General features: G+C 67.2%; 24 protein-coding genes and 4 pseudogenes. 27 read left to right on the top strand and 1 reads right to left on the bottom strand.

The genetic code is table 11. The annotated features are described in order from the left end of the window. Positions 1-111: 111 nt before the first annotated feature. The 4 genes from ISN39_RS33115 to ISN39_RS33100 all read left to right on the top strand — a co-directional run bounded on the left by ISN39_RS33115 (position 112) and on the right by ISN39_RS33100 (position 2469). The gene (locus ISN39_RS33115; RefSeq protein WP_194732187.1) at positions 112-351 is read left to right on the top strand and encodes a hypothetical protein; all 240 of its coding nucleotides are present in this window, start codon (positions 112-114) and stop codon (positions 349-351) included. Positions 352-407: 56 nt separating this feature from the next. Next, positions 408-740, top strand: a complete 333-nt coding sequence (locus ISN39_RS33110) for a hypothetical protein (protein WP_194732186.1) — start codon at positions 408-410, stop codon at positions 738-740. Positions 741-809: 69 nt separating this feature from the next. Then, a complete protein-coding gene (locus tag ISN39_RS33105; protein ID WP_348652016.1) occupies positions 810-2222 on the top strand; it encodes an amino acid adenylation domain-containing protein in 1413 nt (470 codons plus the stop codon). Then, the gene (locus ISN39_RS33100) at positions 2146-2469 is read left to right on the top strand and encodes a phosphopantetheine-binding protein (RefSeq protein WP_194732185.1); all 324 of its coding nucleotides are present in this window, start codon (positions 2146-2148) and stop codon (positions 2467-2469) included. Before ISN39_RS33105 ends, ISN39_RS33100 begins: the two co-directional genes overlap by 77 nt. On the opposite strand, the gene ISN39_RS37210 is transcribed toward ISN39_RS33100, so the two are convergent. Then, a complete protein-coding gene (locus ISN39_RS37210) occupies positions 2441-2629 on the bottom strand; it encodes a hypothetical protein (protein WP_246763563.1) in 189 nt (62 codons plus the stop codon). The two genes, ISN39_RS33100 and ISN39_RS37210, sit on opposite strands and share 29 nt — an antisense overlap. On the opposite strand from ISN39_RS37210, the gene ISN39_RS37205 reads away from it, so the two are divergent. The 23 genes and pseudogenes from ISN39_RS37205 (at position 2543) to ISN39_RS37185 (ending at position 19193) form a co-directional block, all read left to right on the top strand. Then, the gene (locus tag ISN39_RS37205; RefSeq protein WP_348652025.1) at positions 2543-3193 is read left to right on the top strand and encodes a condensation domain-containing protein; all 651 of its coding nucleotides are present in this window, start codon (positions 2543-2545) and stop codon (positions 3191-3193) included. The two genes, ISN39_RS37210 and ISN39_RS37205, sit on opposite strands and share 87 nt — an antisense overlap. 169 nt (positions 3194-3362) lie before the next feature. Beyond that, positions 3363-4283 carry an AMP-binding protein gene (locus ISN39_RS37200; protein WP_246763562.1) on the top strand — a complete coding sequence of 307 codons (921 nt, stop codon included), beginning with the start codon at positions 3363-3365 and terminating at the stop codon, positions 4281-4283. A 2-nt stretch (positions 4284-4285) separates the two neighbouring features. Then, a complete protein-coding gene (locus ISN39_RS33090) occupies positions 4286-4444 on the top strand; it encodes a hypothetical protein (RefSeq protein ID WP_194732184.1) in 159 nt (52 codons plus the stop codon). 290 nt (positions 4445-4734) lie between these two features. Beyond that, positions 4735-5694 (top strand): AMP-binding protein, encoded by a 960-nt coding sequence (locus ISN39_RS38180; RefSeq protein ID WP_348652024.1) that lies wholly within the window; start codon positions 4735-4737, stop codon positions 5692-5694. Further along, positions 5679-6581, top strand: a complete 903-nt coding sequence (locus ISN39_RS38175; protein ID WP_194732182.1) for a condensation domain-containing protein — start codon at positions 5679-5681, stop codon at positions 6579-6581. Before ISN39_RS38180 ends, ISN39_RS38175 begins: the two co-directional genes overlap by 16 nt. Before the next feature lie 38 nt (positions 6582-6619). Next, positions 6620-7222, top strand: a complete 603-nt coding sequence (locus ISN39_RS38170; RefSeq protein ID WP_348652015.1) for a hypothetical protein — start codon at positions 6620-6622, stop codon at positions 7220-7222. Beyond that, a complete protein-coding gene (locus ISN39_RS38165) occupies positions 7185-8684 on the top strand; it encodes an amino acid adenylation domain-containing protein (protein WP_348652014.1) in 1500 nt (499 codons plus the stop codon). Before ISN39_RS38170 ends, ISN39_RS38165 begins: the two co-directional genes overlap by 38 nt. Then, positions 8569-8835, top strand: a pseudogene (locus ISN39_RS38160) (phosphopantetheine-binding protein); the annotation flags it as partial. The gene ISN39_RS38165 and the pseudogene ISN39_RS38160, both read left to right, overlap by 116 nt. Positions 8836-8999: 164 nt before the next feature. Continuing rightward, positions 9000-11822, top strand: a complete 2823-nt coding sequence (locus ISN39_RS38155; protein ID WP_348652013.1) for an amino acid adenylation domain-containing protein — start codon at positions 9000-9002, stop codon at positions 11820-11822. Beyond that, complete coding sequence (locus tag ISN39_RS38150; protein ID WP_348652012.1) at positions 11819-12019, top strand: hypothetical protein; 201 nt, start codon at positions 11819-11821, stop codon at positions 12017-12019. The genes ISN39_RS38155 and ISN39_RS38150 overlap by 4 nt, the downstream gene beginning before the upstream one ends. Further along, the gene (locus tag ISN39_RS38145) at positions 11929-12513 is read left to right on the top strand and encodes a phosphopantetheine-binding protein (RefSeq protein WP_348652023.1); all 585 of its coding nucleotides are present in this window, start codon (positions 11929-11931) and stop codon (positions 12511-12513) included. The genes ISN39_RS38150 and ISN39_RS38145 overlap by 91 nt, the downstream gene beginning before the upstream one ends. Further along, a pseudogene (locus ISN39_RS38140) lies at positions 12491-13504 on the top strand (condensation domain-containing protein); the annotation flags it as partial. The gene ISN39_RS38145 and the pseudogene ISN39_RS38140, both read left to right, overlap by 23 nt. Before the next feature lie 131 nt (positions 13505-13635). Next, positions 13636-13701 (top strand): annotated as a pseudogene (locus tag ISN39_RS38135) (hypothetical protein); the annotation flags it as partial. 94 nt (positions 13702-13795) lie between these two features. Further along, positions 13796-13966 (top strand): AMP-binding protein, encoded by a 171-nt coding sequence (locus tag ISN39_RS38130; protein ID WP_348652011.1) that lies wholly within the window; start codon positions 13796-13798, stop codon positions 13964-13966. 9 nt (positions 13967-13975) lie between these two features. Continuing rightward, a pseudogene (locus tag ISN39_RS38125) lies at positions 13976-15256 on the top strand (amino acid adenylation domain-containing protein); the annotation flags it as partial. A 196-nt stretch (positions 15257-15452) separates the two neighbouring features. Next, positions 15453-15881 (top strand): condensation domain-containing protein, encoded by a 429-nt coding sequence (locus tag ISN39_RS38120; protein WP_348652022.1) that lies wholly within the window; start codon positions 15453-15455, stop codon positions 15879-15881. Next, a complete protein-coding gene (locus ISN39_RS38115; protein WP_194732181.1) occupies positions 15869-16138 on the top strand; it encodes a hypothetical protein in 270 nt (89 codons plus the stop codon). The genes ISN39_RS38120 and ISN39_RS38115 overlap by 13 nt, the downstream gene beginning before the upstream one ends. Positions 16139-16181: 43 nt before the next feature. After that, on the top strand, positions 16182-16649 hold the full coding sequence (locus tag ISN39_RS38110) for a condensation domain-containing protein (protein ID WP_194732180.1): 468 nt from the start codon (positions 16182-16184) through the stop codon (positions 16647-16649). Beyond that, positions 16607-16852 (top strand): hypothetical protein, encoded by a 246-nt coding sequence (locus ISN39_RS38105; RefSeq protein ID WP_210388720.1) that lies wholly within the window; start codon positions 16607-16609, stop codon positions 16850-16852. Before ISN39_RS38110 ends, ISN39_RS38105 begins: the two co-directional genes overlap by 43 nt. Next, entirely contained in the window at positions 16792-17274 is a 483-nt protein-coding gene (locus tag ISN39_RS37195) for an AMP-binding protein (RefSeq protein ID WP_246763561.1), read from the top strand. Before ISN39_RS38105 ends, ISN39_RS37195 begins: the two co-directional genes overlap by 61 nt. Then, positions 17204-18913, top strand: a complete 1710-nt coding sequence (locus tag ISN39_RS37190; RefSeq protein ID WP_348652010.1) for a non-ribosomal peptide synthetase — start codon at positions 17204-17206, stop codon at positions 18911-18913. The genes ISN39_RS37195 and ISN39_RS37190 overlap by 71 nt, the downstream gene beginning before the upstream one ends. After that, on the top strand, positions 18817-19023 hold the full coding sequence (locus tag ISN39_RS38100; protein WP_348652021.1) for a hypothetical protein: 207 nt from the start codon (positions 18817-18819) through the stop codon (positions 19021-19023). The genes ISN39_RS37190 and ISN39_RS38100 overlap by 97 nt, the downstream gene beginning before the upstream one ends. Beyond that, positions 18993-19193, top strand: a complete 201-nt coding sequence (locus ISN39_RS37185) for a hypothetical protein (protein WP_246763560.1) — start codon at positions 18993-18995, stop codon at positions 19191-19193. The genes ISN39_RS38100 and ISN39_RS37185 overlap by 31 nt, the downstream gene beginning before the upstream one ends. The last annotated feature ends 9 nt before the right edge of the window (positions 19194-19202 follow it).

The raw sequence follows: 19202 nt of genomic DNA, 5'->3' as shown, positions 1-19202 counted from the left end.
GCTCAACGATCGGCTGCGGCAACAAGCGCGGCGGCTCGGGGTAAGCCTGGCGAGCCTTTGCCATCTGGCCTGGGGGCAGGTGGTGCGCGTGCAAGCGGCCGTGAGCAGGTGGTGTTCGGCACGGTGCTGTTCGGCCGCATGCATGCGGGTGCGGGCGCCGACCGGGCGCTGGGCCTGTTCATCAACACCCTGCCTGTGCGGCTCGACCTCGACGGGACCGGGGTCGAGGCGAGCGTGCGGACACCCATGCGCGGCTTTCCGAGCTGCTGGCGCACGAGCATGCCTCGCTGGCGCTGGCGCAACGCTGCAGCGGGGTGGCGGCGCCGGCGCCGCTGTTCAGCGCGCTGTTGAACTACCGTCACAACACGCGCGGCGCTCGCCTGCGAAGCGGATGATCTCCTGTCGGCATGGAATGGCTGGGCGGCGAGGAGCGCACCAACTATCCGCTGACCCTGTCGGTGGAGGATTTTGGCGAGGCGCTCGGCCTGACGGCGCAGGTGGCGGAGCCCGTGTCTGCGGATCGGGTCTGCGGCTACATGCAGCAGGTGCTCGAGCAATTGGCCGAGGCGCTGGAGCATGCCCCCAATAGGCCGGTGCGCGAGCTCGATATCCTGCCGGCCGCCGAGCGCAGCTATCTGCTGGAGGATCTGAACCGGACGGCGGCGGCCTATCCGTCGGAGCGCTGCATCCACGAGCTGTTCGAGCAGCAGGTGCCGGCGCCGAGGCGGTCGGTGGTCTGAAGAGAGCGACTGCTATGGCGAGCTCAACGCCCGGCCAACCGGCTGGCCCATCATCTGATTGCGCTGGGTGTGAAGCCGGATCAGCCGGTGGCGATCTGCCTGGAGCGCAGCCCGGCGATGGTGGTGGGACTTTTGGCGATCCTCAAGGCGGGCGGCGCCTATCTGCCGCTGGACCCGGCCTATCCGTCGGCGCGGCTGCGGCAGGTTGTCGAGGATGCCGCACCGCACCTGCTGCTTTGCGATGCCGCGGACGCGCCGCACTCGGCCCGGGGCGCTTGTCGATCTGACGGTGATCGATCTGGAGACGGCCACCCCGGCCTGGGCCGAACTGCCGGCCTCGAACCCGGACCCGCGCGCCCTTGGCCTGACCCGCGCCATCTCGCCTATGTCATCTACACCTCAGGCTCAACCGGAACCCCAAAGGGCGTCATGGTCGAGCATCGGGGGTTGGTGCGTCTGGTGGCGGGCAACGATTTCGTCGAAATCTCGCCGCAGGACATCTTTCTCAATGCCTCCTCGCCGACATTCGACGCGACCACGTTCGAGGTCTGGGGTGCCTTGGCGAACGGCGCCAGGGTTGTGCTCTATCCTGAACGTCACCTCTCGACCGCAACGCTGGCCCAGATCATCCAGGACCAAGGCGTCACCATCGCTTGGATGACTGCCCGGTTGTTCGACGTCTATGTCGCGGAGGGGCGGAGCACCAATCGGCTACAGCAACTGCTGGTCGGGGGCGAGGAGGTCTCCATCGCTTCCATCAGGGCATGCCAGAAGCGACATCCGACGCTGCGAATCTCAAATGGCTACGGCCCGACAGAGAACACCACCTTTAGTCTTTGCTATCCGGTGCCTGCTGAGTTCGATGGCCGGCAACGGGTGCCGCTGGGTCGACCAATTCGCAATTCGGTGGCCTATCTGTTGGATCGGTTTGCCCAGCCCGTGCCGTTCGGGGCGGTGGGCGAGCTTTACATCGGCGGGGCAGGGGTTGCGCGGGGCTACCTGAACCGGCCCAAGCTGACGGCCGAGCGGTTTTTGGCCGATCCGTTCAGCGATGAGGCAGGCGCCCGGATGTACCGGACCGGCGACCTGGGGCGGTATCTGCCGGACGGCAATCTGGAGTTTCGGCCGCAACGACGACCAGGTGAAGATCCGCGGCTTCCGCATCGAGCCGGGCGAGATCGCCGCCGGCTTTGCGAGCACGCCCGGGTGCGCGAGGCGGCGGTGGTGGCGCGCCAGGACCGCGCCGGCGACAAGCACCTTGTCGCCTATGTCGTGTGTGGACCCGAGGCCGGATCGGACGACGAGGATGGAAGCGCGGCTGGCCGTCGCCTTGCGGGCGCATCTGGGCGGGCGGCTGCCGGACTACATGGTGCCGTCGGCGTTCGTGCGGCTCGAAGCGCTGCCCTTGACGGCGAACGGCAAGCTCGACCGCAAGGGGCTGCCGGCGCCGGCCGACGACGCCTATGCGCGCCGCAGCTATGAGGCGCCGCAGGGCGGATCGAGACGGCGCTGGCCGGGATCTGGGCCGAGCTTCTCGGGTCTGCGGGTCGGACGCCACGACCACTTCTTCGAGCTCGGCGGACACTCGCTCCTGGCGGTTCAATTGATGGAGCGGCTGCGGCGGCTGTCGCTCGGGGTGGAGGTGCGCACCCTGTTCGCCAGGCCGGTGCTGGCCGATCTCGCCGCAGCCTGGGCAGCCATCACGAGGTGGCGGTGCCTGCCAACCTGATCACCGAGGAGAGTACGGCGATTACGCCGCAGATGCTGCCGCTCATCGATCTGACCCAGGAGAGATCGACCGGATCGTCGCCACGGTTCCCGGCGGCGTCGGCAACATCCAGGACATTTATGGCCTGTCGCCGCTGCAGGACGGCATCCTGTTCCATCATCTGCTGGCCAGCCGGGGCGATCCATATCTGCTGGTCTCGCAGATGGCGTTCGCCGACCGGGGTCTGCTGGAGCGCTATCTAGCGGCGGTTCAGCAAGTCGTGGATCGGCACGACATCCTGCGCACCGCCTTTGTCTGGGAGGGGCTGTCGAGCCCGGCCCAGGTGGTCTGGCGGAAAGCGCCGCTGCAGGTGAGCGAGGTCGAGCTGGATGACTGTGACGGTTCCGGCGCCGAGGAGCTCCGGCGCCGGTTTGATCCACGCCGGCAGCGCATCGACCTTGGCCGGGCGCCGCTGTTGCGGTTTGTGATCGCGCGCGAGCCGGGCAGCGGGCGCTGGCTGCTGCTGGAGCTGCAGCATCATCTGATCGGGGATCACACGACGCTGGAAGTGATGCATGCCGAGGTGCGGGCCGTGCTCGACGGGCGTGCGCATGAGCTGGCAGCCCGCAGCCGTTCCGCAATCTGGTGGCGCAGGCGCGGCTGGGGGTTGATGCCAAGGCGCATGAAGAGTTCTTCCAGGAACAGTTGGCCGACATCGACGAGCCGACCATGCCGTTTGGGCTGAGCGAGGTCTATGGTGATGGCATCGGGTCTCACGAGGCGCGGCGGATGCTGCCGCAGGCGCTCAACGATCGGCTGCGGCAACAAGCGCGGCGGCTCGGGGTAAGCCTGGCGAGCCTTTGCCATCTGGCCTGGGGGCAGGTGGTGGCGCGTGCAGCGGCCGTGAGCAGGTGGTGTTCGGCACGGTGCTGTTCGGCCGCATGCATGCGGGTGCGGGCGCCGACCGGGCGCTGGGCCTGTTCATCAACACCCTGCCTGTGCGGCTCGACCTCGACGGGACCGGGGTCGAGGCGAGCGTGCGGACCACCCATGCGCGGCTTTCCGAGCTGCTGGCGCACGAGCATGCCTCGCTGGCGCTGGCGCAACGCTGCAGCGGGGTGGCGGCGCCGGCGCCGCTGTTCAGCGCGCTGTTGAACTACCGTCACAACACGCCGGCGCTCGCCTGCGAAGCGGATGATCTCCTGTCCGGCATGGAATGGCTGGGCGGCGAGGAGCGCACCAACTATCCGCTGACCCTGTCGGTGGAGGATTTTGGCGAGGCGCTCGGCCTGACGGCGCAGGTGGCGGAGCCCGTGTCTGCGGATCGGGTCTGCGGCTACATGCAGCAGGTGCTCGAGCAATTGGCCGAGGCGCTGGAGCATGCCCCCAATAGGCCGGTGCGCGAGCTCGACATCCTGCCGGCCGCCGAACGCAGCTATCTGCTGGAGGATCTGAACCGGACGGCGGCGGATTATCCGTCGGAGCGCTGCATCCACGAGCTGTTCGAGCAGCAGGTGCAAAAGGCGCCGGAGGCGGTGGCGGTGGTCTTCGAAGAGCAGTCGATCTGCTATGGCGAACTGAACGCCCGGGCCAACCGGCTGGCCCATCATCTGATCGGGCTGGAAGCCGGACAGCCGGTGGCGATCTGCCTGGAGCGCAGCCCGGCGATGGTGGTGGGACTTTTGGCGATCCTCAAGGCGGGCGGCGCCTATCTGCCGCTGGATCCGGCCTATCCGTCGGCGCGGCTGCGGCAGGTGCTCGAGATGCCGCCGCACCTGCTGCTTTGCGATGCGGCCGGACGCGCCGCACTCGGCCCGAGGCGCTTGTCGATCTGACGGTGGTCGATCTGGAGACGGCGACCCCGGCCTGGGCCGAACTGCCGGCCTCGAACCCGGACCCGAGCGCCCTTGGCCTGACCGCGCGCCATCTCGCCTATGTCATCTACACCTCCGGCTCCACCGGAACCCCAAACGTCATGGTCGAGCATGGAACTTAGTCAATCTTACAGCATGGCATGTGCAAACGTTTTGTCTGCAACCAGAAACCTGCTGCGCGCTCACGGCCGGATCATTCGATGCCAGTATTTGGGAAGCTATGGTCTGCATTATCAATCGGAGCGCATTGCTGCTCCGCCCGGCATCGCAGAAGAGCCTGCTTCTACTGCAAATGGTGGCGTGATCAGCGTTGGACGCCGCCTTTTTAGACCACCGCTGGCTACGCATTAGAAGACAAGTTGGTAAATCCACGTTGGGATACTTGCTTATTGGCGGTGATCGTCTCCAGCGTGTGCCTTCCCGGCTACCGTCGCCTCTCAAGTTAATAAACAATTATGGCCCGACGGAAGCCACCGTCGTGGCAACCTCGGGACGGCTCTTCAGTGACAACGTTGTGCCACATATCGGCCGTCCGATTGCCAACACGCGGGTGTATCTTCTGGACGGTCATGGTGCGCCCGTGCCGTATGGAGCGGTCGGGGAGTTGTATATCGGGGGTGCCGGTGTAGCGCGTGGCTACCTCAACCGCCCCGAGCTGACGGCCGAGCGTTTCCTGCCGATCCCTTCAGCGATGAGGCAGGCGCCCGGCTGTACCGGACCGGCGACCTGGCGCTTATCTGCCGGACGGCAATCTGGAGTTCTCGGCCGCAACGACGACCAGGTGAAGATCCGCGGCTTCCGCATCGAGCCGGGCGAGATCGCCGCGCGGCTTTGCGAGCACGCCCGGGTGCGCGAGGCGGCGGTGGTGGCGCGCCAGGACCGCGCCGGCGACAAGCACCTTGTCGCCTATGTCGTGTGTGGACCCGAGGCCGGATCGGACGACGACGATGGAAGCGGGCTGGCCGTCGCCTTGCGGGCGCATCTGGGCGGGCGGCTGCCGGACTACATGGTGCCGTCGGCGTTCGTGCGGCTATCGGCGCTGCCCTTGACGGCGAACGGCAAGCTCGACCGCAAGGGGCTGCCGGCGCCGGCCGACGACGCCTATGCGCGCCGCAGCTATGAGGCGCCGCAGGGCGGGATCGAGACGGCGCTGGCCGGGATCTGGGCCGAGCTCCTCGGTGTCGAGCGGGTCGGACGCCACGACCACTTCTTCGAACTCGGCGGCCACTCGCTCCTGGCGGTTCAATTGATGGAGCGGCTGCGGCGGCTGTCGCTGGGGGTGGAGGTGCGCACCCTGTTCGCCAGGCCGGTGCTGGCCGATCTCGCCGCAGCCTGGGCAGCCATCACGAGGTGGCGGTGCCTGCCAACCTGATCACCGAGGAGAGTACGGCGATTACGCCGCAGATGCTGCCGCTCATCGCGCTGACCCAGGAGGAGATCGACCGGATCGTCGCCACGGTTCCCGGCGGCGTCGGCAACATCCAGGACATTTATGGCCTGTCGCCGCTGCAGGACGGCATCCTGTTCCATCATCTGCTGGCCAGCCGGGGCGATCCATATCTGCTGGTCTCGCAGATGGCGTTCGCCGACCGGGGTCTGCTGGAGCGCTATCTAGCGGCGGTTCAGCAAGTGGTGGATCGGCACGACATCCTGCGCACCGCCTTTGTCTGGGAGGGGCTGTCGAGCCCGGCCCAGGTGGTCTGGCGGAAAGCGCCGCTGCAGGTGAGCGAGGTCGAGCTGGATGACTGTGACGGTTCCGGCGCCGAGGAGCTCCGGCGCCGGTTTGATCCACGCCGGCAGCGCATCGACCTTGGCCGGGCGCCGCTGTTGCGGTTTGTGATCGCGCGCGAGCCGGGCAGCGGGCGCTGGCTGCTGCTGGAGCTGCAGCATCATCTGATCGGGGATCACACGACGCTGGAAGTGATGCATGCCGAGGTGCGGGCCGTGCTCGACGGGCGTGCGCATGAGCTGGCAGCGCCGCAGCCGTTCCGCAATCTGGTGGCGCAGGCGCGGCTGGGGGTTGATGCCAAGGCGCATGAAGAGTTCTTCCAGGAACAGTTGGCCGACATCGACGAGCCGACCATGCCGTTTGGGCTGAGCGAGGTCGCGGCGACGGCAGCGGGTCGGCGAGGCACGGCGGATGCTGCCGCAGGCGCTCAACGATCGGCTGCGGCAACAAGCGCGGCGGCTCGGGGTAAGCCTGGCGAGCCTTTGCCATCTGGCCTGGGGGCAGGTGGTGGCGCGTGCAAGCGGCCGTGAGCAGGTGGTGTTCGGCACGGTGCTGTTCGGCCGCATGCATGCGGTGCGGGCGCCGACCGGGCGCTGGCCTGTTCATCAACACCCTGCCTGTGCGGCTCGACCTCGACGGGACCGGGGTCGAGGCGAGCGTGCGGACCACCCATGCGCGGCTTTCCGAGCTGCTGGCGCACGAGCATGCCTCGCTGGCGCTGGCGCAACGCTGCAGCGGGGTGGCGGCGCCGGCGCCGCTGTTCAGCGCGCTGTTGAACTACCGTCACAACACGCCGGCGCTCGCCTGCGAAGCGGATGATCTCCTGTCCGGCATGGAATGGCTGGGCGGCGAGGAGCGCACCAACTATCCGCTGACCCTGTCGGTGGAGGATTTTGGCGAGGCGCTCGGCCTCACGGCGCAGGTGGCGGAGCCCGTGTCTGCGGATCGGGTCTGCGGCTACATGCAGCAGGTGCTCGAGCAATTGGCCGAGGCGCTGGAGCATGCCCCAATAGGCCGGTCGCCGCATCGACATCCTGCCGGCCGCCGAGCGCAGCTATCTGCTGGAGGATCTGAACCGGACGGCGGCGGCCTATCCGTCGGAGCGCTGCATCCACGAGCTGTTCGAGCAGCAGGTGCAAAAGGCGCCGGAGGCGGTGGCGGTGGTCCATGAGGACGAGCGCCTGAGCTATGGCGAGCTCAACGCCCGGGCCAACCGGCTGGCCCATCATCTGATTGCGCTGGGTGTGAAGCCGGACCAGCCGGTGGCGATCTGCCTGGAGCGCAGCCCGGCGATGGTGGTGGGACTGCTGGCGATCCTCAAGGCGGGCGGCGCCTATCTGCCGCTGGACCCGGCCTATCCGTCGGCGCGGCTGCGGCAGGTTGTCGACGATGCCGCACCGCACCTGCTGCTTTGCGATGCGGCCGGCCGCGCCGCACTCGGCCCCGAGGCGCTCGCCTATCTGACGGTGGTCGATCTGGAGACGGCGACCCCGGCCTGGGCCGAACTGCCGGCCTCGGACCCAGACCCGAGCGCCCTTGGCCTGACCCCCAGCCATCTCGCCTATGTCATCTACACCTCAGGCTCCACCGGAACCCCAAAGGGCGTCATGGTCGAGCATGCCAGCACCGTCAACCTGCTGCATTGGAGCCGCGGCGTGTTTGCGGAGTCAGAGATCAGCCGCACGCTGTTTTCTACCTCGATCAGTTTTGATTTGTCCGTCTATGAGTGCTTCGTTCCGCTGTCGCAAGGAAGCACGCTTTATCTTGTCGAGGATGCACTGGCGCTGGCGCAGACGCCCTTGGATGTCTCCTTGATCAACACGGTCCCCTCGGCGATCGCCGCTCTGGTCGACCAGCAAGCCGTGCCGGCTTCGACCAGCGTCATCAATTTGGCGGGTGAGCGGCTGAAGGCAGATCTGATCGAGAGGGTCTTCGAGAGCAGTGGCGTAGAGAAGATCTGTAATCTGTACGCTCCTTCGGAGACGACGACGTACTCGACCTGGATTTGCATGCCGAGGGGAGAGGCTGTCGTTGAGACGATCGGCCGTCCGATTGCCAACACGCGGGTGTATCTGCTGGACGGTCATGGTGCGCCCGTGCCGTTCGGGGCGGTGGGCGAGCTTTACATCGGCGGGGCAGGCGTTGCGCGGGGCTACCTCAACCGCCCCGAGCTGACGGCCGAGCGGTTCATCGCCAGTCCCTTTGTCGACGGCGATCGGCTGTACCGGACCGGCGACCTGGGGCGCTATCTGCCGGACGGCAATCTGGAGTTCCTCGGCCGCAACGACGACCAGGTGAAGATCCGCGGCTTCCGCATCGAGCCGGGCGAGATCGCCGCACGGCTTTGCGAGCACGCCCGGGTGCGCGAGGCGGCGGTGGTGGCGCGCCAGGACCGCGCCGGCGACAAGCACCTTGTCGCCTATGTCGTGTGTGGACCCGAGGCAGGATCGGACGAACGATGGAGGCGGGCTGGCCGGCGCCTTGCGGGCGCATCTGAGCGGGCGGCTGCCGGACTACATGGTGCCGTCGGCGTTCGTGCGGCTCGAAGCGCTGCCCTTGACGGCGAACGGCAAGCTCGACCGCAAGGGGCTGCCGGCGCCGGCCGACGACGCCTATGCGCGCCGCAGCTATGAGGCGCCGCAGGGCGAGATCGAGACGGCGCTGGCCGGGATCTGGGCCGAGCTTCTGGGGCTGGAGCGGGTCGGACGCCACGACCACTTCTTCGAGCTCGGCGGCCACTCCTTGCTGGCGGTGCAGCTCTCGAGCCGGCTGTCGCAGGCTGTTGGCGTCGCGCTGCCGCTGACGAGGCTGTTTGCCAGGCCGGTGCTTTCCGATCTGGCGGCAAGCATCGTCGAGGCGTTGAGCCGCGCCGGTCCGCAAGAGCTGCCGGCGATTGCGGCCGTGTCGCGTCATGAGCCGCTTGTGCTGTCGTTTGCGCAGCAGCGGCTATGGTTTTTGGCGCAGCTGGACGAGGGCAGCACAACTATCACATTCCGCTGGCCTTGCGGCTGCGTGGTGGGCTCGACCGCACCGCCTGGCAGCGCAGCCTTGACCATTTGTTTGCCCGTCACGAGGCGCTGCGCAGTGTCTTTGTCGCACCGGAGGGCAAGCCCCGGGTTGAGGTTCTGCCGCCGGATGCGGGGTTGCCGGTGCTCGAGCACGATCTGCGGGGCCGGCCGGATGCAGAGGCGGCGCTTCTGGATCTGTGCCATGAAGAGGCGCGCACGCCATTCGATCTTGCGCGCGGGCCGCTGATCCGCGGGCGGCTGATCCGGATGTCGGATGCGGAACACGTCTTCCTGTTGACCCAGCATCATATCGTCTCGGACGGCTGGTCGATGGGCGTGCTGGTGCGTGAACTCAGTCAGCTTTACCGGGCGTTCGAGGCTGGAGAGGACGATCCTTTGCCGCCGCTGGCGATCCAGTACCCGGATTATGCCGCCTGGCAACGGCAATGGCTGTCGGGGGAACGGCTGCAGCGCCAGGCGCAGTATTGGCGCGACGCCCTGGCCGGCGCTCCGGCCCGTCTTGCCTTGCCGACGGACCGTGCGCGTCCGGCCCAGCAGTCGTTTGCCGGGGCCAGTGTGCCTGTTGTCATCGACCAGGATCTGACGCGGGGTCTGAAGCGGCTGAGCCGGCAGCATGGCACGACGTTGTTCATGACGGTGCTGGCGGCCTGGGCGGCGGTGCTGTCGCGTCTGTCGGGGCAGGACGACCTTGTGATCGGCGTGCCGAGCGCCAATCGCGGCCGGGGCGAGATCGAAGAGTTGATAGGCTTCTTCGTCAACACCCTGGCGCTTCGGGTCGACCTGTCGGGCGAACCTGATGTGTCGGAGCTTCTGGAACGGACGCGGCGCACGGCCCTGGCTGCGCAGGAGCATCAGGACCTGCCGTTCGAACAGGTGGTGGAGATCGTCAAGCCGCCCCGGCATCTTGATCACACGCCGCTGTTCCAGGTGATGTTGGCCTGGCAGAACAACGCCGTCGGGTCGTTCGACCTTGCCGGGCTGAACGTGGAGGCTGCGGGCGAGGGGCTCGATCAGGTCAAGTTCGATCTGGAGCTGAGCCTTGGCGAGCATGGTGAGGAGATCGCCGGAACGTTCGGCTATGCCACGGCGCTGTTCGATCAGGCGACGATCGAGCGGCAGCGTGGTTATCTGCTGGCGCTGCTGCGGGCGATGGTTGCCGATGCCGACCAGCCGGTCGGCCGCATCGAGCTGCTGTCATCAGATGAGCGCACCTATCTGCTGGAGGATCTGAACCGGACGGCGGCGGCCTATCCGTCGGAGCGCTGCATCCACGAGCTGTTCGAGCAACAGGTCCGGCGCGCACCCGAAGCCGTCGCCCTCGTCCATGAGGACGAAGAGCTGAGCTATGGCGCGCTCAACGCCCAGGCCAACCGGCTGGCCCATCATCTGATCGGGCTCGGGGTCAGGCCGGATCAGCCGGTGGCGATCTGCCTGGAGCGCAGCCCGGCGATGGTGGTGGGACTTTTGGCGATCCTCAAGGCGGGCGGCGCCTATCTGCCGCTGGACCCGGCCTATCCGTGCGCGCGGCTGCGGCAGGTTGTCGAGGATGCCGCACCGCACCTGCTGCTTTGCGATGCCGTCGGACGCGCCGCACTCGGCCCGGAGGCGCTTGTCGATCTGACGGTGATCGATCTGGAGACGGCCACCCCGGCCTGGGCCGAACTGCCGGCCTCGAACCCGGACCCGCGCGCCCTTGGCCTGACCGCGCGCCATCTCGCCTATGTCATCTACACCTCAGGCTCAACCGGAACCCCAAAGGGCGTCATGGTCGAGCATCGGGGGTTGGTGCGTCTGGTGGCGGGCAACGATTTCGTCGAAATCTCGCCGCAGGACATCTTTCTCAATGCCTCCTCGCCGACATTCGACGCGACCACGTTCGAGGTCTGGGGTGCCTTGGCGAACGGCGCCAGGGTTGTGCTCTATCCTGAACGTCACCTCTCGACCGCAACGCTGGCCCAGATCATCCAGGACCAAGGCGTCACCATCGCTTGGATGACTGCCCGGTTGTTCGACGTCTATGTCGCGGAGGGGCGGAGCACCAATCGGCTACAGCAACTGCTGGTCGGGGGCGAGGAGGTCTCCATCGCTTCCATCAGGGCATGCCAGAAGCGACATCCGACGCTGCGAATCTCAAATGGCTACGGCCCGACAGAGAACACCACCTTTAGTCTTTGTTATCCGGTGCCGGCTGAGTTCGATGGCCGGCAACGGGTGCCGCTGGGTCGACCAATTCGCAATTCGGTGGCCTATCTGTTGGATCGGTTTGCCCAGCCCGTGCCGTTCGGGGCGGCGGGTGAGCTTTACATCGGCGGGGCAGGCGTTGCGCGGGGCTACCTCAACCGCCCCGAGCTGACGGCCGAGCGGTTCCTGGCCGATCCGTTCAGCGATGAGGCAGGCGCCCGGCTGTACCGGACCGGCGACCTGGGGCGTTATCTGCCGGACGGCAATCTGGAGTTCCTCGGCCGCAACGACGACCAGGTGAAGATCCGCGGCTTCCGTATCGAGCCGGGCGAGATCGCCGCGCGGCTTTGCGAGCACGCCCGGGTGCGCGAGGCGGTGGTGGTGGCGCGCCAGGACCGCGCCGGCGACAAGCACCTTGTCGCCTATGTCGTGTGTGGACCCGAGGCCGGATCGGACGACGAGGATGGAGCGGGCTGGCCGCCCTTGCGGGCGCATCTGGGCGGGCGGCTGCCGGACTACATGGTGCCGTCGGCGTTCGTGCGGCTCGAGCGCTGCCCTTGACGGCGAACGGCAAGCTCGACCGCAAGGGGCTGCCGCCGGCCGACGACGCCTATGCGCGCCGCAGCTATGAGGCGCCGCAGGGCGGATCGAGACGGCGCTGGCCGGGATCTGGGCCGAGCTTCTGGGGCTGGAGCGGGTCGGACGCCACGACCACTTCTTCGAGCTCGGCGGACACTCGCTCCTGGCGGTTCAATTGATGGAGCGGCTGCGGCGGCTGTCGCTCGGGGTGGAGGTGCGCACCCTGTTCGCCAGGCCGGTGCTGGCCGATCTCGCCGCAAGCCTGGGCAGCCATCACGAGGTGGCGGTGCCTGCCAACCTGATCACCGAGGAGAGTACGGCGATTACGCCGCAGATGCTGCCGCTCATCGATCTGACCCAGGAGGAGATCGACCGGATCGTCGCCACGGTTCCCGGCGGCGTCGGCAACATCCAGGACATTTATGGCCTGTCGCCGCTGCAGGACGGCATCCTGTTCCATCATCTGCTGGCCAGCCGGGGCGATCCATATCTGCTGGTCTCGCAGATGGCGTTCGCCGACCGGGGTCTGCTGGAGCGCTATCTAGCGGCGGTTCAGCAAGTCGTGGATCGGCACGACATCCTGCGCACCGCCTTTGTCTGGGAGGGGCTGTCGAGCCCGGCCCAGGTGGTGGCGGAAAGCGCCGCTGCAGGTGAGCGAGGTCGAGCTGGATGACTGTGACGGTTCCGGCGCCGAGGAGCTCCGGCGCCGGTTTGATCCACGCCGGCAGCGCATCGACCTTGGCCGGGCGCCGCTGTTGCGGTTTGTGATCGCGCGCGAGCCGGGCAGCGGGCGCTGGCTGCTGCTGGAGCTGCAGCATCATCTGATCGGGGATCACACGACGCTGGAAGTGATGCATGCCGAGGTGCGGGCCGTGCTCGACGGGCGTGCGCATGAGCTGGCAGCGCCGCAGCCGTTCCGCAATCTGGTGGCGCAGGCGCGGCTGGGGGTTGATGCCAAGGCGCATGAAGAGTTCTTCCAGGAACAGTTGGCCGACATCGACGAGCCGACCATGCCGTTTGGGCTGAGCGAGGTCTATGGTGATGGCATCGGGTCTCACGAGGCGCGGCGGATGTTGCCGCAGGCGCTCAACGATCGGCTGCGGCAACAAGCGCGGCGGCTCGGGGTAAGCCTGGCGAGCCTTTGCCATCTGGCCTGGGGGCAGGTGGTGGCGCGCAGCAGCGGCCGTGAGCAGGTGGTGTTCGGCACGGTGCTGTTCGGCCGCATGCATGCGGGTGCGGGCGCCGACCGGGCGCTGGGCCTGTTCATCAACACCCTGCCTGTGCGGCTCGACCTCGACGGGACCGGGGTCGAGGCGAGCGTGCGGACCACCCATGCGCGGCTTTCCGAGCTGCTGGCGCACGAGCATGCCTCGCTGGCGCTGGCGCAACGCTGCAGCGGGGTGGCGGCGCCGGCGCCGCTGTTCAGCGCGCTGTTGAACTACCGTCACAACACGCCGGCGCTCGCCTGCGAAGCGGATGATCTCCTGTCCGGCATGGAATGGCTGGGCGGCGAGGAGCGCACCAACTATCCGCTGACCCTGTCGGTGGAGGATTTTGGCGAGGCGCTCGGCCTCACGGCGCAGGTGGCGGAGCCCGTGTCTGCGGATCGGGTCTGCGGCTACATGCAGCAGGTGCTCGAGCAATTGGCCGAGGCGCTGGAGCATGCCCCCAATAGGCCGGTGCGCGAGCTCGACATCCTGCCGGCCGCCGAACGCAGCTATCTGCTGGAGGATCTGAACCGGACGGCGGCGGCTATCCGTCGGAGCGCTGCATCCACGAGCTGTTCGAGCAGCAGGTGCAAAAGGCGCCGGAGGCGGTGGCGGTGGTCTTCGAAGAGCAGTCGATCTGCTATGGCGAACTGAACGCCCGGGCCAACCGGCTGGCCCATCATCTGATCGGGCTCGGGGTCAAGCCGGACACCGTGTGGTGCCATCTGCCTGGAACGCAGTCCGTCGATGGTGGTGGGACTGCTGGCGATCCTCAAGGCGGGCGGCGCCTATCTGCCGCTGGATCCGGCCTATCCGTCGGCGCGGCTGCGGCAGGTGCTCGGCGATGCCGCGCCGCACCTGCTGCTTTGCGATGCGGCCGGACGCGCCGCACTCGGCCCGGAGGCGCTCGCGATCTGACGGTGATCGATCTGGAGACGGCCACCCCGGCCTGGGCCGAACTGCCGGCCTCGAACCCGGACCCGCGCCCTTGGCCTGAGCCCGCGCCATCTCGCCTATGTCATCTACACCTCCGGCTCCACCGGAACGCCAAAGGGCGTCATGGTCGAGCATGGAAGTCTGGTAAACTATTTGCATTGGTCGGATCGCCGCCATTACGAAGGAGCCGGCAACGGCTCGCTGATGCTGCTGTCGTTCAGCTTCGATGCCGGCATTACGACCTTGTTCGGGCCTCTGCTGGCAGGCGCCAGGCTTCGTCTTGTCAACCCAATTGCCCAAATAGATGCGCTTGCCGCTGTCGAGGAGGATCAGACCTATGATCTGGTCAAGCTGACGCCTTCGCATCTAGGCATGCTGAACAAGCGGCTTGAAGCCTACAAAGGACCGGCTCCGACAAGAGCACTCATGGTCGGGGGCGAGGCCTTAATCCCGGCAGACATGCAGTTTTGGCAAAAGCGCTTTCCGAGCGTGCGTCTGATCAATCAATTTGGACCGACAGAAGCAACGGTTGGATGTGCCACATTCGAGATATCCAAATCTGTCGAGGACATGGCCTCGATCCCGATCGGCCGTCCGATTGCCAACACGCGGGTGTATCTGCTGGACGGTCATGGTGCGCCCGTGCCGTTCGGGGCGGCGGGTGAGCTTTACATCGGCGGGGCAGGCGTTGCGCGGGGCTACCTGAACCGTCCCGAGCTGACGGCGGAGCGTTTCCTGGCCGATCCGTTCAGCGATGAGGCAGGCGCCCGGCTGTACCGGACCGGCGACCTGGGGCGCTATCTGCCGGACGGCAATCTGGAGTTTCTGGGCCGCAACGACGACCAGGTGAAGATCCGCGGCTTCCGCATCGAGCCGGGCGAGATCGCCGCCCGGCTTGCGAGCACGCCCGGGTGCGCGAGGCGGCGGTGGTGGCGCGCCAGGACCGCGCCGGCGACAAGCACCTTGTCGCCTATGTCGTGTGTGGACCCGAGGCCGGATCGGACGACGACGATGGAAGCGGGCTGGCCGTCGCCTTGCGGGCGCATCTGGCGGGCGGCTGCGGACTACATGGTGCCGGCGGCGTTCGTGCGGCTCGAGGCGCTGCCCTTGACGGCGAACGGCAAGCTCGACCGCAAGGGGCTGCCGGCGCCGGCCGACGACGCCTATGCGCGCCGCAGCTATGAGGCGCCGCAGGGCGAGATCGAGACGGCGCTGGCCGGGATCTGGGCCGAGCTCCTCGGTGTCGAGCGGGTCGGACGCCACGACCACTTCTTCGAACTCGGCGGCCACTCGCTCCTGGCGGTTCAATTGATGGAGCGGCTGCGGCGGCTGTCGCTGGGGGGTGGAGGTGCGCACCCTGTTCGCCAGGCCGGTGCTGGCCGATCTCGCCGCAAGCCTGGGCAGCCATCACGAGGTGGCGGTGCCTGCCAACCTGATCACCGAGGAGAGTACGGCGATTACGCCGCAGATGCTGCCGCTCATCGATCTGACCAGGAGGAGATCGACGGATCGTCGCCACGGTTCCGGCGGCGTCGGCAACATCCAGGACATTTATGGCCTGTCGCCGCTGCAGGACGGCATCCTGTTCCATCATCTGCTGGCCAGCCGGGGCGATCCATATCTGCTGGTCTCGCAGATGGCGTTCGCCGACCGGGGTCTGCTGGAGCGCTATCTAGCGGCGGTTCAGCAAGTCGTGGATCGGCACGACATCCTGCGCACCGCCTTTGTCTGGGAGGGGCTGTCGAGCCGGCCAGGTGGTGTGGCGGCGTGCGCCGCTAAGGTGAGCGAGGTCGAGCTGGATGACTGTGACGGTTCCGGCGCCGATGAGCTCCGGCGCCGGTTTGATCCACGCCGGCAGCGCATCGACCTTGGCGGGCGCCGCTGTTGCGGTTTGTGATCGCGCGCGAGCCGGGCAGCGGGCGCTGGCTGCTGCTGGAGCTGCAGCATCATCTGATCGGGATCACACGACGCTGGAGAGTGATGCATGCCGAGGTGCGGGTCGTGCTCGACGGGCGTGCGCATGAGCTGGCAGCACCGCAGCCGTTCCGCAATCTGGTGGCGCAGGCGCGGCTGGGGGTTGATGCCAAGGCGCATGAAGAGTTTTCCAGGAACAGTTGGCCGACATCGACGAGCCGACCATGCCGTTCGGGCTGAGCGAGGTCTACGGCGACGGCCGCGGATCCGCGAGGCACGGCGGATGCTACCGCAGGCGCTCAACGATCGGCTGCGGCAACAGGCGCGGCGGCTCGGGGTAAGCCTGGCGAGCCTTTGCCATCTGGCCTGGGGGCAGGTGGTGGCGCGTGCAAGCGGCCGTGAGCAGGTGGTGTTCGGCACGGTGCTGTTCGGCCGCATGCATGCGGGTGCGGGCGCCGACCGGGCGCTGGGCCTGTTCATCAACACCCTGCCTGTGCGGCTCGACCTCGACGGGACCGGGGTCGAGGCGAGCGTGCGGACCACCCATGCGCGGCTTTCCGAGCTGCTGGCGCACGAGCATGCCCCTCGCTGGCGCTGGCGCAAGCTGTGCGGGGGTGGCGGCGCCGGCGCCGCTGTTCAGCGCGCTGTTGAACTACCGTCACAACACGCCGGCGGTCGCCTGCGAAGCGGAGGATTCTCCTGTCGGGCGTGGAATGGCTGGGCGGCGAGGAACGCACCAACTATCCGCTGACCCTGTCGGTGGAGGATTTTGGCGAGGCGCTCGGCCTGACGGCGCAGGTGGTGGAGCCCGTGTCTGCGGATCGGGTCTGCGGCTACATGCAGCAGGTGCTCGAGCAACTGGCCGAGGCGCTGGAGCATGCCCCAATAGGCCGGTGCGCGAGCTCGATATCCTGCCGGCCGCCGCCGAACGCAGCTATCTGCTGGAGGATCTGAACCGGACGGCGGCGGATTATCCGTCGGAGCGCTGCATCCATGAGCTGTTCGAGCAACAGGTGCAAAAGGCGCCGGAGGCGGTGGCGGTGGTCCATGAGGACGAGCGGCTGAGCTATGGCGAGCTCAACGCCCGGGCCAACCGGCTGGCGCATCATCTGATCGCCCTCGGGGTCAGGCCGGGGGATTGCGTTGCGACAATGCTGGACCGCTCTGTCGCCCTTGTGGTGGCGCAGCTGGCGATCCTCAAGGCGGGGGGAGTGTATGTGCCGGTCGATCGCGCTCTTCCGTCTGCGCGACAAGAATGGCTATTGGCCGACTGTGCTGCGCGCCTGGTGCTTGGCAAGAGTGACGATGATGACCTGGTTGAGGCGACGATCCCTGTTCTGGCTATTGAGCCGCTCATGGCTGGAAACAGGGTGTAGCAGAGATCCTGGCCTGGCATTGAGCGCCGAGGCTGCCGCTTACGTGATGTACACGTCTGGTTCGACTGGCCTTCCCAAGGGAGTTGTTGTGCCTCACCGTGCCGTCAACCGGCTCGTCATCAACAATGGCTATGCGAAGATCGATGCCGGAGATCGTGTGGCATGGGCGGGTAATCCCGCCTTCGACGCGAGCACATTTGAAGTGTGGGCGCCGCTGCTTAACGGTGGCTGCATTATTGCGATGGATGCCATCACCGTCATAAATCCTTCACGTTTTGCCAGGACGCTTGAACAGCAAGGGGTGACATCACTTTTTCTAACAACAGCGTTATTCAACCAGTATACATCATCGATTGCCCCGACGTTAGCACAACTTAAATACCTCCTCTGTGGAGGCGAACGCAATGACCTTCCCTCGTTTCTGAAATTGCTGAGGGAAGAAGGTCCTGTACGTCTCGTTCACTGCTATGGTCCGACCGAGACGACGACCTTCGCGACAGTTTGCGAGATCACTGCAATTGATGAGACATTCCGCCGTCTCCCGATCGGCCGTCCGATTGCCAACACGCGGGGTGTATCTGCTGGACGGACATGGTGCGCCGTGCCGTTCGGGGCGGTGGGTGAGCTTTACATCGGCGGGGCAGGCGTGGCACGTGGCTACCTGAACCGTCCCGAGCTGACGGCGGAGCGGTTCCTGGCCGATCCGTTCAGCGATGAGGCAGGCGCCCGGATGTACCGGACCGGCGACCTGGGACGTTATCTGCCGGACGGCAATCTGGAGTTCCTCGGCCGCAACGACGACCAGGTGAAGATCCGCGGCTTCCGCATCGAGCCGGGCGAGATCGCCGCACGGCTTGGCGAGCACGCCCGGGTGCGCGAGGCGGCGGTGGTGGCGCGCCAGGACCGCGCCGGCGACAAGCACCTTGTCGCCTATGTCGTGTGTGGACCCGAGGCCGGATCGGACGACGAGGATGGAAGCGGGCTGGCCGGCGCCTTGCGGGCGCATCTGGGCGGGCGGCTGCCGGACTACATGGTGCCGGCGGCGTTCGTGCGGTTGGAGGCGCTGCCGTTGACGGCGAACGGCAAGCTCGACCGCAAGGGGCTGCCGGCGCCGGCCGACGACGCCTATGCGCGCCGCAGCTATGAGGCGCCGCAGGGCGGGATCGAGACGGCGCTGGCCGGGATCTGGGCCGAGCTTCTGGGGCTGGAGCGGGTCGGACGCCACGACCACTTCTTCGAGCTCGGCGGCCATTCCTTGCTGGCGGTTCAATTGATGGAGCGGCTGCGGCGGCTGTCGCTGGGGGTGGAGGTGCGCACCTGTTCGCCAGGCCGGTGCTGGCCGATCTCGCCGCAAGCCTGGGCAGCCATCACGAGGTGGCGGTGCCTGCCAACCCGATCACCGAGGAGAGTACGGCGATTACGCCGCAGATGCTGCCGCTCATCGCGCTGGCCCAGGAGGAGATCGACCGGATCGTCGCCACGGTGCCCGGCGGTGTCGGCAACATCCAGGACATTTATGGCTTGTCGCCGCTGCAGGACGGCATCCTGTTCCATCATCTGCTGGCCAGCCGGGGCGATCCATATCTGCTGGTCTCGCAGATGGCGTTCGCCGACCGGGGTCTGCTGGAGCGCTATCTAGCGGCGGTTCAGCAAGTCGTGGATCGGCACGACATCCTGCGCACCGCCTTTGTCTGGGAGGGCTGTCGAGCCCGGCCCAGGTGGTCTGGCGGAAAGCGCCGCTGCAGGTGAGCGAGGTCGAGCTGGATGACTGTGACGGTTCCGGCGCCGAGGAGCTCCGGCGCCGGTTTGATCCACGCCGGCAGCGCATCGACCTTGGCCGGGCGCCGCTGTTGCGGTTTGTGATCGCGCGCGAGCCGGCAGCGGGCGCTGGCTGCTGCTGGAGCTGCAGCATCATCTGATCGGGGATC

Origin of the sequence: Rhizobium sp. 007, from assembly GCF_015353075.1 — a bacterium.
GTDB lineage: Bacteria > Pseudomonadota > Alphaproteobacteria > Rhizobiales > Rhizobiaceae > Rhizobium.
The sequence above is the reverse complement of the archived record's forward strand: the minus strand, read 5'-3'. Positions and strand labels throughout refer to the sequence as shown.

What these genes read in the sequence shown, in the direction of transcription:
- ISN39_RS33110 (WP_194732186.1), top strand. Translation starts at nt 408, where the DNA reads ATGGAATGGCTGGGCGGCGAGGAGCGCACCAACTATCCGCTGACCCTG.
- ISN39_RS37210 (WP_246763563.1), bottom strand. Translation starts at nt 2,629, where the DNA reads ATGATGGAACAGGATGCCGTCCTGCAGCGGCGACAGGCCATAAATGTC.
- ISN39_RS38170 (WP_348652015.1), top strand. Translation starts at nt 6,620, where the DNA reads ATGCGGTGCGGGCGCCGACCGGGCGCTGGCCTGTTCATCAACACCCTG.
- ISN39_RS38155 (WP_348652013.1), top strand. Translation starts at nt 9,000, where the DNA reads ATGGTTTTTGGCGCAGCTGGACGAGGGCAGCACAACTATCACATTCCG.
- ISN39_RS38130 (WP_348652011.1), top strand. Translation starts at nt 13,796, where the DNA reads ATGGTGGTGGGACTGCTGGCGATCCTCAAGGCGGGCGGCGCCTATCTG.
- ISN39_RS38120 (WP_348652022.1), top strand. Translation starts at nt 15,453, where the DNA reads ATGCTGCCGCTCATCGATCTGACCAGGAGGAGATCGACGGATCGTCGC.
- ISN39_RS38110 (WP_194732180.1), top strand. Translation starts at nt 16,182, where the DNA reads ATGCTACCGCAGGCGCTCAACGATCGGCTGCGGCAACAGGCGCGGCGG.
- ISN39_RS37190 (WP_348652010.1), top strand. Translation starts at nt 17,204, where the DNA reads ATGATGACCTGGTTGAGGCGACGATCCCTGTTCTGGCTATTGAGCCGC.